Annotated in this window: 16 protein-coding genes; 12 read left to right on the top strand and 4 right to left on the bottom strand. The window is 42.1% G+C overall.

The window, feature by feature from the left end; all coding sequences use genetic code 11:
- Positions 1 to 339: 339 nt before the first annotated feature.
- Together B5D77_RS22370 and B5D77_RS22365 are read left to right on the top strand one after the other, a co-directional pair.
- The gene (locus B5D77_RS22370) at positions 340 to 1401 is read left to right on the top strand and encodes a CIA30 family protein (protein WP_106909676.1); all 1062 of its coding nucleotides are present in this window, start codon (positions 340 to 342) and stop codon (positions 1399 to 1401) included.
- Positions 1402 to 1487: 86 nt separating this feature from the next.
- Positions 1488 to 2108: a CPP1-like family protein gene (locus tag B5D77_RS22365; protein WP_008198920.1), complete on the top strand. Its 621-nt coding sequence runs from the start codon at positions 1488 to 1490 to the stop codon at positions 2106 to 2108.
- Here the strand turns inward: B5D77_RS22365 and B5D77_RS22360 are convergent.
- Positions 2105 to 2800: an HAD family hydrolase gene (locus B5D77_RS22360; RefSeq protein WP_008198917.1), complete on the bottom strand. Its 696-nt coding sequence runs from the start codon at positions 2798 to 2800 to the stop codon at positions 2105 to 2107. The two genes, B5D77_RS22365 and B5D77_RS22360, sit on opposite strands and share 4 nt — an antisense overlap.
- A 420-nt stretch (positions 2801 to 3220) precedes the next feature.
- On the opposite strand from B5D77_RS22360, the gene sds reads away from it, so the two are divergent.
- Complete coding sequence (gene sds, locus B5D77_RS22355; RefSeq protein WP_008198915.1) at positions 3221 to 4192, top strand: solanesyl diphosphate synthase; 972 nt, start codon at positions 3221 to 3223, stop codon at positions 4190 to 4192.
- Here the strand turns inward: sds and B5D77_RS22350 are convergent.
- Positions 4189 to 4734: a hypothetical protein gene (locus tag B5D77_RS22350; protein WP_008198914.1), complete on the bottom strand. Its 546-nt coding sequence runs from the start codon at positions 4732 to 4734 to the stop codon at positions 4189 to 4191. The two genes, sds and B5D77_RS22350, sit on opposite strands and share 4 nt — an antisense overlap.
- Before the next feature lie 268 nt (positions 4735 to 5002).
- Between B5D77_RS22350 and B5D77_RS26040 the strand changes: the two genes are divergently transcribed.
- From B5D77_RS26040 to bchB, 8 genes are all read left to right on the top strand, one after another.
- On the top strand, positions 5003 to 5188 hold the full coding sequence (locus B5D77_RS26040; RefSeq protein WP_039899645.1) for a hypothetical protein: 186 nt from the start codon (positions 5003 to 5005) through the stop codon (positions 5186 to 5188).
- Between the two features lie 490 nt (positions 5189 to 5678).
- The gene (locus B5D77_RS22345) at positions 5679 to 6722 is read left to right on the top strand and encodes a DNA cytosine methyltransferase (RefSeq protein ID WP_008198908.1); all 1044 of its coding nucleotides are present in this window, start codon (positions 5679 to 5681) and stop codon (positions 6720 to 6722) included.
- Between the two features lie 262 nt (positions 6723 to 6984).
- Positions 6985 to 8202, top strand: coding sequence for an ISAs1 family transposase (locus tag B5D77_RS22340; protein ID WP_254052976.1), 1218 nt, complete (start codon positions 6985 to 6987; stop codon positions 8200 to 8202).
- Between the two features lie 466 nt (positions 8203 to 8668).
- The gene (locus tag B5D77_RS22335; RefSeq protein WP_106909675.1) at positions 8669 to 9004 is read left to right on the top strand and encodes a hypothetical protein; all 336 of its coding nucleotides are present in this window, start codon (positions 8669 to 8671) and stop codon (positions 9002 to 9004) included.
- A gap of 283 nt (positions 9005 to 9287) precedes the next feature.
- Positions 9288 to 9761, top strand: a complete 474-nt coding sequence (locus B5D77_RS22330; RefSeq protein ID WP_106909674.1) for a tRNA (cytidine(34)-2'-O)-methyltransferase — start codon at positions 9288 to 9290, stop codon at positions 9759 to 9761.
- Positions 9762 to 9985: 224 nt separating this feature from the next.
- A complete protein-coding gene (locus B5D77_RS22325) occupies positions 9986 to 10573 on the top strand; it encodes a hypothetical protein (protein WP_008198902.1) in 588 nt (195 codons plus the stop codon).
- Between the two features lie 149 nt (positions 10574 to 10722).
- Complete coding sequence (locus tag B5D77_RS22320; RefSeq protein WP_106909673.1) at positions 10723 to 11319, top strand: ParA family protein; 597 nt, start codon at positions 10723 to 10725, stop codon at positions 11317 to 11319.
- Positions 11320 to 11474: 155 nt separating this feature from the next.
- Entirely contained in the window at positions 11475 to 13001 is a 1527-nt protein-coding gene (gene bchB / locus B5D77_RS22315) for a ferredoxin:protochlorophyllide reductase (ATP-dependent) subunit B (RefSeq protein ID WP_008198899.1), read from the top strand.
- A 47-nt stretch (positions 13002 to 13048) separates the two neighbouring features.
- Here bchB and B5D77_RS22310 read toward each other — a convergent pair whose 3' ends face one another.
- Together B5D77_RS22310 and lipA are read right to left on the bottom strand one after the other, a co-directional pair.
- Entirely contained in the window at positions 13049 to 14176 is a 1128-nt protein-coding gene (locus B5D77_RS22310) for a class I SAM-dependent methyltransferase (protein WP_106909672.1), read from the bottom strand.
- Between the two features lie 420 nt (positions 14177 to 14596).
- Entirely contained in the window at positions 14597 to 15481 is an 885-nt protein-coding gene (lipA, locus tag B5D77_RS22305) for a lipoyl synthase (protein ID WP_008198884.1), read from the bottom strand.
- Between the two features lie 182 nt (positions 15482 to 15663).
- Between lipA and B5D77_RS22300 the strand changes: the two genes are divergently transcribed.
- The gene (locus B5D77_RS22300; protein WP_106910050.1) at positions 15664 to 17403 is read left to right on the top strand and encodes a mechanosensitive ion channel family protein; all 1740 of its coding nucleotides are present in this window, start codon (positions 15664 to 15666) and stop codon (positions 17401 to 17403) included.
- Positions 17404 to 17425 lie beyond the last annotated feature (22 nt).

The following is a 17425-nucleotide window of genomic DNA, read 5'->3' as shown; positions in this document are numbered from 1 at the left end:
TTAAAATTGCTTTTTAAATTCTGATAAATTTTACTTGGCAAAGCTTGATGCGATTATTTTATATCAATATATCATCGCTCTAGAAGAGCCAGATTTTTGTGGCATGATCATAAAAAAATTGACAGTAAATATATGGCGTTTCTCACAAATATGAAGTATAATCTAACTTGATGTTGACGATCGAAGACCAGCGACTAAGATAACTGCTATATTTTCGGCAATTGTCAGTAATTACCATTAAAACCCCCTTTGATCTGGTTAGTTTTGAGACTCTTTGGTCTCAAACAGCCAAACTAACTCGATAAAATAAAAATTAACGGCAGTAAGGAGAGAAAAGTTATGGCTGAATCAAAAAACTGGGATTTTCAGAGATTTTGGCAAACTCTCGACTATTTTGATAGTATTCCCCTCTGGAGTTGTCTGCAAAAGCTGCTCGGTTTCGGGGAAGATAAAAAAATTCAGCTAACAAATGAGCAAGGCATGAAGACTATTTTAGTCATTGGTGGTGAAAACGCGATCGTTAGAAAGGTAATCGCTCAACTACAGCAGCAAAACTATCAAATTCGCGCTTTAGTCGATAATATTGATGATGCTCGTCAATTATTCGGCGAAAATGTCGATTTATTCGCTCTGCAAACCCCGCAATTATTCACGGGGATTGATGAGATTATCTACTGTCAAGGGGAGAATAACCGCCATAGTTTAGCTAATTTACTCGATTTACTGAAAAATACCGGAATAACCGCCGAAAAAACCCTCTTTGACTTTAGCAATCCCAGCAGTGATATAAAAGAAATCTGGGGTGCGGTGGATGATGTGGTAATGGGAGGAGTGAGTGAGAGTCAGATAACCCTAACTGGAGGACGCGCTCTCTTTTCTGGTATCGTTAGAACCGAAAATAACGGTGGTTTTGCCTCAGTTCGTACCAGAAACCTGAATCCTCCCCTAAATTTATCTAACTACGAGGGAATAGAATTACAGGTACAAGGGGACGGAAAACGCTATAAATTAATTCTGCGCTGTGAAGGACGTTGGGATGGCATCGGTTACTGTTATTCTTTTGATACACTTGATCGCACCCAGCAAACGATTTCTATTCCCTTTCGCGATTTAATCCCGGTGGTGCGCGCCAAAACGATGGGAGAGGCAGCACCCTTTGATAGCAGTAGCGTCTATGCTTTGCAGTTAATGCAGAGTAAATTCGAGTACGATGGGGCCTTAAATCCCCGTTTCTCTCCGGGGTTATTTGCTTTAGAAATTGTCACAATTAAAGCCTACGGTGGCAAAAACCGCTTAATTATCGTTAAAGAAGGAGAAATCGCCGAAAAAAGCCTTTTAGATGCCAGTGGTTATCCCTACGAAGCGATCGATTCTGCTCAGATTTTCGCTAAACTTAATTAATTTAAATAAGCTTGGCTCTCAAGTTAAACTACAGAACATAGGGTTAAGATCATGACTATCGGGAGCATAATTAAGGAGGTATGTTCATGAGTGAACAGAATCCCTACGAACAACTTGGGGTTACTGAAGAATCCTCTTTTGAAGAAATTCAAGAGGCCAAACAAAGACTGGTGCAACAGTATCAGAATGATAGCAAAATTGTCGAATTGATCGAGGCGGCCTACGATTCTGTCCTCATGGATCGACTGCGGATGCGACAGGAGGGTAGAATTAAAGTACCCGATCGCATTCGTTTTCCCGAACGTCTGACGATTCCGGTGGAAAGTAAACCAGTTACTAGCAGTAAATCTCCTAACTGGTGGAAAAGCTCAATCGATACACCTTCTGCACAGGATATCGGCGTACCAGCAGTGATTTACGCTTGTTTAGGAGCAATAACGCTGTTAGTTCCCGATCCCAGTGGCTCCCTCTTACCGCTGCTCTTAGCTTTTGGCGTTTTCGTTAATATCTATTTTTTCAACCGCAAAGAAAAACGTTTTGGCCGCGCCTTACTGTTCACTCTCGCTGGTTTAGTGCTAGGAGTCGCTCTGGGAGCGGGATTAGCCAGTTTAGCGGCCAAGGCTGATTTGAATATTTTTGGCGATCGCCAAATTTATGCGCTCGTCACTTTTCTGATCTTTTGGGTGATTAGTAGTTTTTTCCGTTAACCAATCGCTCGTAGGGATCCTAAGATCACGTCCACTGCCTCCCCAAGGTTATTGACGATATAATCAGGCTCGTAGCTCTCTAAACGGGAACGGCTGCGAATCCCCGATAATACGCCAATAACCTTAATATTTTGGCTCTTAGCGGCGGCAATATCCGCTTCCGTATCCCCCACCATCCAAGTATCGGCAGCCGCCGGCAGTTCCTTAGCGGCCTTAGCCATAAGCAGGGTTTTGTCGCGCACGTCGTTGGTTTTGGTGTAATTGTTATTTAGACAATAACGACGATTAGCGGCGAAAAAACGACCGATATCGTGGCGATTAAAGGCATGATCTAGCTCGGATACCCGCCGCATCGTCATCACGACTAAATCGATCTTTAACTCTTGGATTTTCTGGAGAGTTTCCAAAGAACCAACCACCAGGCGATCGTGGACAAGATAGGGTAAAGTATGAACAGTTTGACGACGAAGATGAGCAAATTTACGCGCCTGATCTTCATCTAATCCTGACATTTCCCCGATACGCTTCTCAGAAACCTGATCCCGTTTTAACTGCCAGAATTCCGCTTTCGATAATTCCCCGATAATTTGACCTTTATAGGCGGTTTTCTGTAAACAGTATTGATAAACTTGGTAATATCGCTCCGATACGTCCATTATCGGGCCGTCAAAGTCGCTAATTAGTCTCAACATCGTTCTAATACTTCTCGCTTTATTAATTTTTATATACAAGTTACCCTAGAGTCTTGACAATGACAAGGGTTTTGTCGGGAAAAAGATTAGGGATGAGGGAAGTGGGGTGTGGAAAGTGGGGTGTGGGGTGTGGGGGGAAGTGGGGAAGTGGGGAGGTGGGGAAGTGGGGAAGTGGGGAAGTGGGGAGGTGGGGAAGTGGGGAAGTGGGGAAGTGGGGAAATTTCAACTAAAACCCTAAAACCCTAAAACCCCAACCCCTAAAACCCTAAAACTCTAAAACCCCAACCCCCAATCCCTCACTGATTACTGATTACTGATTACTGATTACTGATGCTTCCCCTTCCCTAGTCTGGACGGTTAGCTTAAAATAAATGTAAGGATATGTAAACTTTCGTAACTATCTCGCCAATTGGCTAACCAATGATCCCAACAACTTCTTTATTCGCACCCGTTGACGATGATCTCCGTCTTTTGACCGATAACTTAAAAAACCTCGTCGGCGCTCGTCATCCCATTTTAGCGGCGGCGGCAGAACATTTGTTCGAGGCTGGCGGTAAACGCGTTCGACCGGCGATCGTGTTGCTGGTATCTCGCGCTACCATGTTAGACCGGGATATCACTCCCCGTCATCGTCGGTTAGCGGAAATCACCGAGATGATCCACACTGCCAGTCTTGTCCATGATGATGTGGTAGATGAGGCAGAATTGCGGCGCGGTGTTCCCACCGTTAACAGTTTATTTGACAATCGCGTGGCGGTTTTAGCGGGGGATTTTCTTTTCGCTCAATCCTCTTGGTATCTAGCTAATTTAGATAATTTAGAAGTGGTAAAATTGCTCTCGGAAGTGATTCGCGATTTTGCTGAAGGGGAAATTCAACAGGGAATTAATCGCTTTGATACCAGTATCTCCTTAGAAGCTTATCTAGAAAAAAGTTACTACAAAACTGCTTCTTTAATTGCCAACAGTGCCAAAGCCGCTGGGGTATTAAGCGAGCAATCGGCCGAAGTTAATCATCATTTATATAATTATGGTCGTGATTTAGGATTAGCTTTTCAAATCGTCGATGATATTCTTGATTTTACCTCCCCCACGGAAGTCTTAGGAAAACCCTCTGGCTCCGATTTGATCAGTGGTAATATCACCGCTCCCGCTCTCTTTGCCATGGAGGAAAATCCCTATATAGAAGTGTTAATCGAACGGGAATTTAGTCAGGAAGGAGACCTAGAAAAAGCTCTTGATTTTATTCACTCTAGCCAAGGGATTCCTCGCTCAAAAGAGTTAGCCAATCAATACGGTCAAAGTGCCTTAAAACACCTTGACTGTTTAGCTTCTTCTCCCTCAAAAGATGTGTTAATCGAGCTAGTAGATTACGTTTTGAGCCGAATTTATTAGGGAATAATAGTTCTCGCCGTCGCAATAGTCCAAGCATCGACTAATAATAAAAATAGGGTGAGAGTAAAAAGAATTCCATACATCCAAGGCTGAGAAAGGGGGCGAATATCAGTCATATCCAAGTTAGTTTTTTCCTCGATTATTTTGACCATGCGATTAAATCCCACTACTCGCATCGGCAATAAATAGGCTTTTTCCGAGGAGCGATCAAGGAAATAATAAACTAAACCACCCTGTCCCGTACTGCGACATTTAAGTTCTTTTATATCTGTCCAATTTAACCACCAACCAGAGCGAAGAAAAGCGGGAAACCATTGGGGATAGGTAACTTGTATCCCTGTTTCTGATAAAATCACTCTTTCACTTAAAGCTCCGTATAAAGCGATTAATCCTAAGCTAATCCCTACCCAGAGAAGATGGGGATTAACGGGGGAATTAGTGACTTTTGCTAAAAAGGGTAAGGGGATAGTTAACGCTATGTATAAACTTAATAAAGTTACCCTAATTATTGGTGATATCCGAAAAGTTATTGTCTCGTTCATTTGATAACCTTAATCAGTAAACAGTAAACGGGTGCATCTCAATTTTGGACAAATATCTATCTATTACATTTTGGCCGCACGCGGTCATTGGTGTCAACTTAAGCAAGAAGCTCAATTATCAAGATTAGCTGATTATCCAAGAGAAAAAAAGTAAAAAATGGTAAAATAAAGCGGAGAGGTCAGAGGTGAGTCAGGGAAAACGCACTCTAAGCAACGACCGAAAAAAGAGAGGAATCCGGACTTACGCTCTCAATGTCAGTCCCCCGCCTTGGCAATTCCTCAAATGGTAGAAGAATTAACTCAATACTTAATACCCACTTTATTTGCTTCCTTAAAATATCTCCAGGGAAATCATGAGAAATTAATGAGAAATAGGCTTTTAAATCTACCAGTAATGGTCGCTTTAGTATTAAAACAATTCCGAATTTGGGTCAAGCAAACCCTTAATCCCTGACTTTAAATTGACAACGAAGTCAGGGAACTTTTGCAGATGATAATTTAGGAGTTACAGTTTTCAGTTTAAGGCTGCACCTATTCCTAATACTTCTAAACTCAGTAACCCTAAAACCGTTTCTAGGTTGTGCTTGTTAAAGGTATCTTTCTTATACTACACTTGTAACACCAATCCGTTTAGTATTGGGGAGAAAAAAATTACCCAGACAGGGAAGACCACTTCCCTGGTGTTGCGGGGGGAGATGGCCAGAAAGATTCGAGAATTTATACTAAAATCTAAGATAAGTAGTCGTGCAAAATTAATTTCCCAGTCGAGACAGGAGACAGGAGACGGGATCAGATTTGAGTTTTTAGTTCACTGTTTACTGATCACAGCAAAAAGCTGACGGAGTAACTGCTGACGGTTTGGATGTGTAATTAATTTTGCTTAGGTACTTAGCCGGTATAATATCGTCTCAGGGATCAAAACGGAAGCTTAGAATAGAGAAAATATGTGGACTTTTATTGATTTATTTGCCGGTATAGGAGGATTTAGAATCGCCCTAGAGAATCTCGGTTGTCAATGCGTTTTTTCTTCGGAAATCGATCCTCACTCCCAAAAGGTTTACTTAGCTAACTATGGTCATTTACCCGATAATCAAGACATCAGAAAATTAGAGGTAAAAACTGTCCCCGATCATGATATACTGTGCGGCGGGTTTCCCTGTCAAGCGTTTAGTATCGCTGGCAGAAAACACGGTTTTGAAGATGCACGCGGAACCTTATTTTTTGAAGTTGCCCGGATCCTACACGAAAAGAAACCGAAAGCTTTTATCTTAGAAAATGTCCAGGGTTTAGTTCACCACGATCGAGGGAAAACTTTAAAAACTATTTTAGATATACTAGAAAAGGATCTGCATTATTTTGTCCCTAGTCCCCAGATTTTAAATGCCAGATATTTTGGGGTTCCTCAAAACCGTCCCCGAATTTTTATCGTCGGTTTTCGAGAAGATTTAAATATTTACCATTTTTCCTATCCTCAACCAACCCATCAAGAAACTTGTCTCAAAGATATCCTAGAAGAAAAGGAAGTCAGCGTTAAATATTATCTCTCTAATCAGTATTTAGAAACTTTGTTTAAACACAGGGCCAGACACCAAAATAAAGGTAATGGGTTCGGTTATGAGATTATTTCTCCCGATGGTATCGCTAATGCTATTGTGGTGGGAGGTATGGGAAAAGAAAGAAATTTAGTTATCGATCAAAGACTGACTAATTTTACTCCGGTTACTCGCATTAAGGGAGAGGTAAATAAATTATTCGTCCGCAGAATGACCCCTAGAGAATGGGCAAGATTACAGGGATTTCCCGATAGTTTTCAGATTGTTGTTAGCGATGTCCAAGCTTATAAACAGTTCGGCAATTCTGTGGCCATTCCCGTGGTAAAAGCGGTGGCAAAAGAGGTGATTAAAGCTTTAGATTTATCCAGAGATTCTCAAGAAAATATTAGGGTTAAGGATTTACAGGGGAGACAATTAGAGTTATTGTCAATCTGAGGAACAATAACAATTTTTTCTAGGGGTTTGGCTATATCAAGAATAGTTATTATTCGCTCAATATGATCGCTGTTTATGCCAGGGTAAGCTCATCTAATTTGGTATAAATTGTACTTGACAAAGATTTCTGAATAGGGTAATCAAATCGCCATAGCACCGTCCCGCACTGCCAGTACCCAGACTTAGCCGCTGCTACCTCTGTATAATTTATAATTAGCCTTAGTCTCACTGTTGTTGATGAAAATTAATGAGGAAATAGCTCATGGGTAAAGGTTTTGCTCCCGTTCTCCCCACCGGAAATAAAGCTCAACTAAAACCTGAGCTTCCTTTAACATCAATAAATGAAATTCAAGCTAGTTTATTGACTTATCTTCAAGATATTCCTGACCCAAGAGCGTCCCGAACCCAAAAACATTTATTAACTGATATTTTAGTCATTGCTGTTTTAGCAGTTATAGCAGGAGCCAAAGGTTGGGAAGACATGGAAAATTATGGACTCAGTAAGCAGTCTTGGTTATCTGAGTTTTTAGAATTACCTAATGGCATTCCTTCTGATGACACTTTTCGGCGGGTTTTTGAACGGATTAACCCGGAAGTTTTGGACAAAGTTTTGTCTCAATGGCTGCCCCATTTAATCGGTTCTCTTTCGGGGGAAATAGTTCCCATAGACGGGAAAAGTCTCAGAGGTTCTTACGACCGTAATCAAGGAATTAAAGCCTTGCATTTAGTGACGGCTTGGGCGGGGGAGCAGAAATTAGTTTTAGGACAAGTCAAGGTGGAAGATAAATCCAATGAGATTACTGCTATTCCCGCTTTACTAGAACTGTTAGACCTTCAAGGGGCAATTATCACCCTAGATGCTATGGGAACTCAAACGGCGATTATTAATCATATTCAAGCCAAAAAAGCTGACTACGTTGTCGCCCTTAAAGCTAATCATCCGACTCTTTATACTCAGGTCAAAAACTGGTTTGAGCAAGCTCAAGCACATCAATTTGATGGTATTCAATTTAGTTATGATTACCGTCTGGAAAAAGGTCATCATCGCCTCGAAAAACGTTGGTGTTGGGCTGTACCTTTAGAAGCTTTCGGCGGTCTTTATCAACAGGCTCAATGGCAAGGACTTCAAAGTATTATCATGGTTAAACGAGTTCGTCATCTTTGGAATAAAACCACTTGTGAAGTCCAATTTTATCTCAGTTCTCTCCCTGCTGATGCTCAAAAAATAGGTAATGCTATTCGTAAACATTGGGGCATTGAAAATCAGGCTCATTGGATTTTAGATGTTACTTTTAATGAGGATCAATGTCGGATTCGCTCTGGTCACAGCCCTCGTAATTTTGCCTTCTTGAGACGAGTAGCACTTAACGCTCTTAACCAGGAATCCACTTACCGACGTAGTCTGGCACAAAAAAGTAAACGGGCGGCCATGGATAATAACTATATGATGGCTGTGCTGAAAGCCTTTTGTCAAGCCTAATTGAGATGCTCTTACCCTGCTGTTTATGCTCGACTCTAACTGGATTAACAGTGGATTTGTTGCCTAATTAATTTTCGAGAGTTCAAAAATGGGAAAAATAGAACGTAGGTTGGGTTGAAGCATGAAACCTAACACCCGCTCATGTTACGCTACCCCTAACCCATCCTACAAATAATTGTGCCTCCCTACTTACTCATTAAATATCCGTTCCTTAACAAGAGCTTGATTTTTTTCCTAACAATGAGAGATTACCTAACGCATTCTACCTAAAATTTTCTTGATAAATAGGCTATAAGCAATGTTTTTTCTAGCACCAAAATAGGATTCTGACTAGACGCGGTTTTTCCTTAGAGGTAACAATAAAAGAGCAGCAGAGGTGATGGTTTCGCCAGTTTTGCTGGTTAAAGGTATCTTTCTTATACTACACTTGTAACACCAATAGGTTTAGTATTCGGGAGAAAAAATTATGCGGACAATCACACGCACCACCACTACCGATATGGAAGTCACCAGCATTCGTCTGGAAAGAGTCCTTAAGGACAAGCTGAAAGAGATTTCCGGCAATCAAGGTTATCAAGCACTCATTCGCGATGTCCTATGGAATTTCGTTCAGCAGAAATCAGGAGATTATCGACCTCAGTTTTGTGCCACCGATATAAGGGCAGTATTTAACGCTACAGCTAGAAAAAATGAGATTTGCGCTCTCACAGGCAAGTTAATCCCCGCTAATGAAACAATATTGTTAGGTTTGACCATCCATGGCGATTTAGTTCCGTTGAGTATGGATAGTTATCCCAATTAAATTAAAATAAGTTTGACTAGGGTGGGGCAGAATCTAGTATAGTTAGTCCTCACCCAAGGGAGATGGGAAGTGGGAATTATAAATTATGAATTATGAATTGAGAGGTGGGAATTATAAATTATAAATTATGAATTATGAATTGAGAGGTGGGAATTATAAATTATGAATTATGAATTGAGAGGTGGAAATTATAAATTATAAATTATGAATTATGAATTGAGAGGTGGGGAGTTTTTTGCTGTGAACACTGAACTGATAACTGATAACTGATAACTGATAACTGATGACTGAAGCGATTTTACGAGTGGTTTTAATTAATCCGCAAATTCCGCCAAATACGGGGAATATTGCCCGTACTTGCGCCGCAACGAGGACAGAATTGCATTTAGTTGGTCCCTTGGGTTTTGAAATTAGCGATCGCTATCTGAAGCGGGCCGGCTTAGATTATTGGCCCTATGTAAAACTTATGTACCACTTGACAATAGATGACTTTTGTGCATATCAACAAAAGAGCGGCGGAAGGGCGATCGGGTTTAGCGTGAGCGGCAGCAGTAGTTATGTGGAATACAGCTATCAAAGCGGAGATTGGCTACTTTTTGGCAGTGAAACCGACGGTATTCCGGCAGATTTATTAAATCAATGTGATGATACAGTTTATATTCCCATGGCGGAACCGGGGGTGAGAAGTTTAAATCTTTCCGTTAGTGTGGCGATCGGATTATTCGAGGCCAGACGACAATTGGGATTTATTCGTTAGCGGGACATTTTGCTATATAAACAGAGCCAATAGACTGAATTGACCCAAAAATTAGAAAATTGCTTTTATTTAGCTGATTTTTGCCCGGAGCAGCAAAATAGTGATCGCCGTCAATTTTGTCCGTAATAACAGCAAGAAATTATGTGGATTATCCTAGCGCAAATTAATTTTTGCTCCTTTCTAATCCCATAATTTATTGAAAATAAAAAGGCAAGATTAGTCTCATGAATATCTTCGACCTTTCTCCTAATACTTTTCGCAAGTTACAGCTTTTTAATCGGCAAAAATCCACCTCTGGCTTAACTCAAGTCGAGATGTTAGTTACCCTAATTTTATTAGCAATTCTCTTAACCATTGCCCTTTCTGTTTATCATCGTTTAATGGCTTGGATTCGCTTAAATCTCGCCACCTTTGAAATATCACAACAGTGGAAAAATACCCGTTATCAAGCCACAGGAGGAGGTTCTCACCCCCTATCTTTGTGTATGACAGCAAGTGAACCCGAACAGATTAAAGTCGCCAAAGTACAAGGAGGCCGCTGTGAAAATGTCACCGATTGGATCCCGATCACTCGCGGCGTTAGCATCGATACTAATAATTCTACCCTACGCCGAGTTAGTGGACCGGCGGGTAATAAAGGCAAAATTTATCGCGCTAGTTGGGCCGATACAAAGGGGGGTTTAGGGGGTTCTTGGGGACAGTTAGGCAGAATTACTTTAGTTGCTTCTGGTACACCCGACAAACGCTGTTTATTTTTATTTCGTGTTGATGGTAGTTGGGATATTCGCCAAGATAATAGATGTGTGCGTTAAAGGGGAAAAAGTTATCGATATGATATCGAGAGAGCCACGCTCAAAAATCTAGAATCCTGACTGATAGCCCTGACGGAGGGAAACTTAGCAGGTTTTCAGTCCGTCTGGGAGTACACTAGAAAATACTCACTTATTCGATCGAGCCGTTCATGATTATTTCCGTCGTAGCACTGAAGGGAGGGGTCGGGAAAACCACCACATCGATTCATCTGGCCGCCTATTTTCAAGAAAAAGCGCCCACCCTATTGATTGATGCGGATAAAAATCGTTCGGCTCTCCACTGGTCCCGGGAAGATACCCTTCCTTTTATGGTAGCGTCCCAAGCTGGAGCGACGGGACTGGTGAAACAATACACTCATATTATCGTCGATACCCAGGCCCGACCAGAGCCAGACGAGTTAAAAGATTTGGCCCAGGGCAGCGATTTATTAATTTTACCCACCACTCCCAATCATCTCGATATCGATGTCACCATTAAAGCGGTAGAATTGCTGTCCACGATGACCGATAATTATCGAGTTCTTTTAACCCAAGTGGATTCACGGACAAAAACAGGACGGGAAGCGCGGAAAGCTCTAGAAGAAGCAAAATTACCGCTATTTAAGCGAGAAATTCCCCGTTTAGTGGCTTTTGAACGAGCGGCCGAAAAGGGAGTCATCGTCAAAGATTATCCCGACCCCCGGTCGAATTTCGGTTGGCTTTGTTACCAAGCGGTCGGTAAAGAAATTTTTGCCGTCATGACATAAATTGTTAAAAAAGTTAACATTAATATTTGTGTCATTTTTCCCCGAAAAGATACTTAATCTGCATGGGGACTTTTTGTAATCTTCCGTTAAGCGTTCACTCCTAAATCCGTAAAGTCTGAGACAATCAAAAAAGTCTGACTGTAGGAGAACCCTCTATGAAATTGGCCTATTGGATGTATGCGGGTCCCGCTCATATTGGCACTTTAAGGATCGCCAGTTCCTTTAAAAATGTTCATGCTATCATGCACGCTCCTCTGGGAGACGATTATTTTAACGTCATGCGCTCGATGCTGGAAAGGGAGCGTAATTTTACCCCCGTCACTGCTAGTATTGTCGATCGTAATGTTTTAGCCCGGGGTTCCCAAGAAAAAGTCGTCGATAATATTGTTCGCAAAGATCGCGAAGAAAGTCCCGATTTAATCGTTTTAACCCCCACCTGTACCTCCAGCATTCTCCAAGAGGACTTACAAAACTTTGTCGAAAGAGCGCGACAGGATGCCGAGGGGGATGTGCTGCTGGCCGATGTTAACCACTATCGCTATAATGAACTACAAGCGGCCGATAAAACCCTCTATCAAATTATCAAATATTACCTCGATAAAGCCCAGAGAAGAGGGGAAATTATCTCGGAGAAAACCCCCAAACCTTCGGTTAATATTATCGGTATTACCACCCTCGGTTTCCATAACCAACATGATCGCACGGAATTAAAGCGGTTAATGGCAGATTTGGACATTGAAGTTAACGAAATTATTCCCGAAGCTGCCTCGGTGGAAAACTTAAAGAATCTGCCCCGCGCTTGGTTTAATCTGGTTCCCTATCGAGAAGTGGGATTAATGACAGCCAAATATCTCGAAAGTGAATTCGCCATGCCCTACGTTGATATTACCCCCATGGGAGTGGTGGAAACAGCCCGCTGTATTCGCCAAATTCAAGAGGTAATTAATAACCAAGGTGCGGCAGTAGATTACGAAGATTTTATCAATGAACAAACTCTGCATATCTCCCAAGCTGCTTGGTTTTCTCGTTCCATTGACTGTCAGAATTTAACGGGGAAAAAAGCGGTGGTTTTTGGTGATAATACCCACGCAGCCGCTATGACAAAAATTCTCGCAAGGGAGATGGGAATTCATGTGGTTTTAGCGGGTACTTATTGTAAGTATGACGCGGATTGGTTCCGGGAACAAGTGAGTGAATATTGCGATGAAGTGTTAATTAGCGATGATAATGGCGCGATAGGAGATGCTATTGCTCGATTAGAACCAGCGGCGATATTTGGTACTCAAATGGAACGTCATGTTGGCAAACGTTTAGATATTCCCTGTGGAGTAATTGCCGCACCTATTCATATCCAAAATTTCCCCCTCGGTTATAAACCTTTCTTGGGTTACGAAGGCACTAATCAGATCGCCGATTTGGTCTATAATTCCTTTACTTTGGGTATGGAAGATCACCTATTAGAGATATTCGGTGGTCATGATACCAAAGAGGTAATTACTAAGGGTATTTCGGCAGATTCTGACCTAAATTGGAATAAGGAAGCTACGACAGAATTACAGAAAATACCCGGTTTTGTGCGCGGAAAAGTCAAACGAAATACCGAAAAATTCGCCCGGGAGCGAGGGATTGGTGAAATAACTTTAGAGGTAATGTATGCCGCTAAAGAATCTGTAGGAGCTTAATTATTTTTGGGGCTGAAAGTTAACAGCATTCAGCCCTATTTTTTTAGTTATTTGCTTAATCCCTTAAGTATTCTTTCCTCTACTTCTTTTCCCTGAATTAACACTCTAAATCCTCCTAAACCAGTGGGATTTATTAATTGATGTAAGGCATCTCGACGCTGAAATATAGTCAATATATCGATTTTTCCTTGAAAAAGTTCATTTAATCTATCCCCTAATCCCAAAGCCATTAAAAATAATCCTTGCTGAGTAAAACCGAGATTTTTTAAGCCTAATTTCTCCCCTTGACGTTGTAAAGCAGTAAAATCCACATGAGTGGTAATATCTTGTTCTCCCACCCACAAATAAGGATGATCATGACGCTGATGTTGTCGATAACATTGTAGGGTTCCTTGACTTCTTTGGGGATGATAATATTTTTCGGCAGTGTAACCGTAATCTATGGTTAAGATATAACCTCGATCGAGTTTCCGATTAACCGTTTCTAACCAGTCCAAAGCTAATAAGTTTACCTCGGTTTGATAACCCTCCGGATAAAGTGGGGAGGGAATATTTATCCCCACTAAATCAAAATAATCTTTGATTCTATCGGTGGATAAATCTGCGATAATCTCCTGAAAAGGTTCCCCCAATCCTAGATAAATTTCTCGCAATTCTCCTGACTCAATCACAACTCGATGGACAGGAAAAGCATCGATTAACTCATTACTAAACACACAACCCACAAGGGAATTATCGTCTAAATTCGGCCAACTTTGCCAAGATACCGGGGAATATCCCGCTAAAGTTGCCTGTTGTCTTTGCCTGAGTTTCTGAGATTGTTCGATAATTATGTAACTGAGATTTTGATAAAAATCAGCATAGCTATGACTTAAATAATCAAGGATATCCTTGGCTAAAATTCCCGAACCTGCTCCCACTTCCACTAAAGTAAATCCTCGCGAATTGCCCAAAAATTCCGCCATCTCGACAAATTGCTCTGCCAACAATTCACCAAAATCTGCCCCTAGGGACGAGGAAGTAAAAAAATCTCCTTTTGAGCCAATTTCTACTTTTCCAGAGGTGTAATAGCCATAATCGGGGTGATAGAGAGCTAAATCCATCCAGCGCTCGAAGCTAATTCGACCCGCCGCTGATTGTTTAATTTCCTCTAGGATGATTGCTTCTAAATTCATCTTGATCAGGGAATTATGAATTATGAATTATGAATTATGAAATGGGAAGTGGGAATTAGGAATTATGAAATGGGAAGTGGGAATTAGGAAGTGGGAATTAGGAAGGGTGCATCTAACATTTGCAAAAATACCGACAATCAGCAATTATCAGTGACTCTTAAATTATTACAGACGTATCAGCAGCTGCGTGTAAGCATCCCACCGAAAAACTAATGCGCGGGGGGTTTGGGGGCGGCGCCACGCCCCCAACGGGGGGTTTGGGGGGTAGAACCCCCCAAAGGCTTGGATTGAGTGATAAAATCGAAAGTAACGCCCAATTTTAGCCGAGAGTTTCTCCGTAAAAATCCCAACTTGGTAGATTTACAAAAATTAACTTAAAACTTACATCTGATAACTGATAACTGATAACTGATAACTGATTTACTCTCCGGCATGATAGGAACTGCGGACTAGAGGTCCAGATCTAACTTGGGAAAAACCCATTTTTTGGGCAATTTCTCCCAACTCGCTAAATTCTGCGGGAGTCCAATATTTCTGTACGAGCAAATGTTCCAGAGAAGGACGCATATATTGACCAATAGTAACTCGATCGCAGTCGATCGCCCGTAAATCTGCCAAAGTCTCGATAATTTCCTCTTTTGTCTCACCGTGACCGACCATTAAGCCGGATTTCGTCGCAATTGATTGATCGATTTCCTTAACATAACGCAAAACCGCCAAAGAGCGATCGTATTTAGCCCCGCGTCTAACCGGCTTTTGCAAACGGCGCACCGTCTCGATATTGTGATTGTAACAGGCGGGTTTTGCCCCCACCACCGTCGCCACCCGTTCCTGTTGACTTCCCTTGCCTCCGGCAAAATCTGGGGTTAACACTTCAATTAAAGTGTGGGGATTGAGTTCGCGAATGGCCGTCATCGTCCGCACAAACCAACTGGCTCCGCCGTCTTCGAGGTCATCTCTAGCTACAGAAGTCAAGACAACGTAACTTAAATTTAACAATTGCACCGCTTCCGCTACTTTTTGCGGTTCCTCCACATCGAGAGGCATGGGTGCATGACCCTTATCCACTTGACAAAAACCACAGGATCGGGTACAGGTGGGCCCCATCAACAAAAAAGTCGCCGTACCTTGGGCATAACATTCGCCGCGATTGGGACAGCGACCCTCCTCGCAGATAGTATGAATGTTCCTTTGTTTGATAATGCGCTGAACTGTGGAGATTTCGCTAGATTTGCCGAGCGAACGCCGTAACCAAGGAGGTAAAGAGGTGATTTCCTCGCGCCACTGTGGGGGTATATTGGACATGAGAAGTTAACTAATGTTGGGGTTTGGGGATTGCAGTTATCAGTTATCAGTGGGGAGAGGGGAGAAGGGAGAGAGACGACCGACTCCCCAAAACGAAAACTTTTGATCTCACCCTTAAGATAACTGTCATAAGCTGAGAAAGCGACTCAAGATCATTGTTAATCAAAAAGGAAACTTGGGCAATGGGACGACGGCAACGGGGAAAAATTTTCAATCTGGTCATTCAAGGATTGGCGAGTTGCCTGTTAATTAGTATATTTGTTCTTAATTCCCCGCCATCCCTAGGCCAAAATTTTCTGGTTCCATTTGTATCTCCCACGGGAACAAGGATTTTTGTAGCCGGGGATATAGAATATGCTTCCGTGCATTTAGATGGATTTGCCTTATTTCAGATTGCCTCCCAAGATTTTACCGCTTCTGAGTCCCGGGAACTCTCCCCGGTAGAAAGACGGGCTAGGCGCATTGAAAGAGGTTTAAATAATATTATCAATCGGGGTTTCGATCCGACAACCCTGCAAGTAAGTACGGCGACTCTGAATAATTTAACCGTGATTGTGGCCAAGGATAACCAGAATTTACCGCAACAGGTAATTCTGACAGTGACAGAAGTTGATGCCCTGATCGATTCTTCTTCTGTTGGCGATTTAGCGGACAGATGGGTTAAAATCATCCAAACAGCTTTGCTCCAAGCTTGGCAAGAACGTCAGCCCGCCCCTCGTCGGCAACAGGTAATGACTGCCACTATAATTATTTTGGGGCTAACTTTCTTAAGCTGGGTATCAATTTGGTGGCAGAAACACCTAAGAAATCGCTTTAATCTCCTCAAAAAACAAGCTAAAAGGCAATCCGATCAAAATTTACCCATAAATTCCCCCCCCAGAAAAGATCGCTCCCAAGAACCGATTTTAGCCTCTCTAGAAGATTCCTCTAATTTCCGTCAACAGGCCGATATTCAGCGACAACTAACGCTAAATATTCTCTGGAAAAGACTGGCTCTTATTGGACTGATACTGCTTTGGTTTGGCGGAATAGCGGCGATTTTGTATGTATTTCCTGAAACTAGGCTAGAAGGACGCGGAATAATTCGTATTCCTTTGCGGATTTTTATTATCTGGTTGCTGCTGACATCAGTGAGCAATATGGTTAATCTCTACGTTAATTTTCGGCTACGCGAGTGGGTAGAGGAAGGAGCGGTTTTTTCGGAAAATTTGGAAAGGAGGATTCTGCGCGCTCCCACTTTATTGGAGGTTTGGCGAGAAATTATCACATTTATCGCTATTTTTCTGGGAATTTTTGGTTTTTTGGCTTGGATGGGTCTTTCTTTCGCCTTTTTACTCACGGGAGCCGGTTTAGTGGGAGCATTGCTCACCTTTGCCTTTCAGGATCTTTTGAAAGATTGGATTAACGGTTTTCTGATTGTCTTTGAAGACCAATACACTGTCGGTGATATGGTCCAGTTTCAGGAGTTTACTGGTTTGGTGGAAAATATGAGTTTGCGAGCGACTCAATTGCGGGCTGCTGATGGACGTTTAATCACTATTGCCCATAACCAAATTATTAGCTCACACAACCTCAGTAAAGATTGGGCGCGGGTCGATTTTACCATCGAAGTTGCCTATGACACCGAGCCAGATCTGGCGATCGCTTTAATGGCAGCCATCGCTGAAAATATGGCTGTAGATCCACAATGGCAAGAAGACATCATCAATCCTGTGCAGGTTGCTGGTGTTAGTCGGGTTTCTCACACGGGGATGGAAATTATGCTCAGAATTGTCGTCAAAAGATTACGACAATGGGACATAGAAAGAGAGTATCGTCGTCGTCTAAAAATTGCTTTTGAGGAGAAGGGAATTCACATCGGTATTCCCCAACAAAGTTTCCTGATAGCACAAGATAGAGAACAATTCAAGGGACAGTTTTAAAGGGGAGCATTTTCTATCGGTG

It is taken from the genome of Microcystis sp. MC19 (assembly GCF_003019735.1).
In the GTDB taxonomy this organism is placed as follows: Bacteria; Cyanobacteriota; Cyanobacteriia; order Cyanobacteriales; family Microcystaceae; genus Microcystis.
This window is presented reverse-complemented; position numbering and strand designations above follow the sequence as displayed.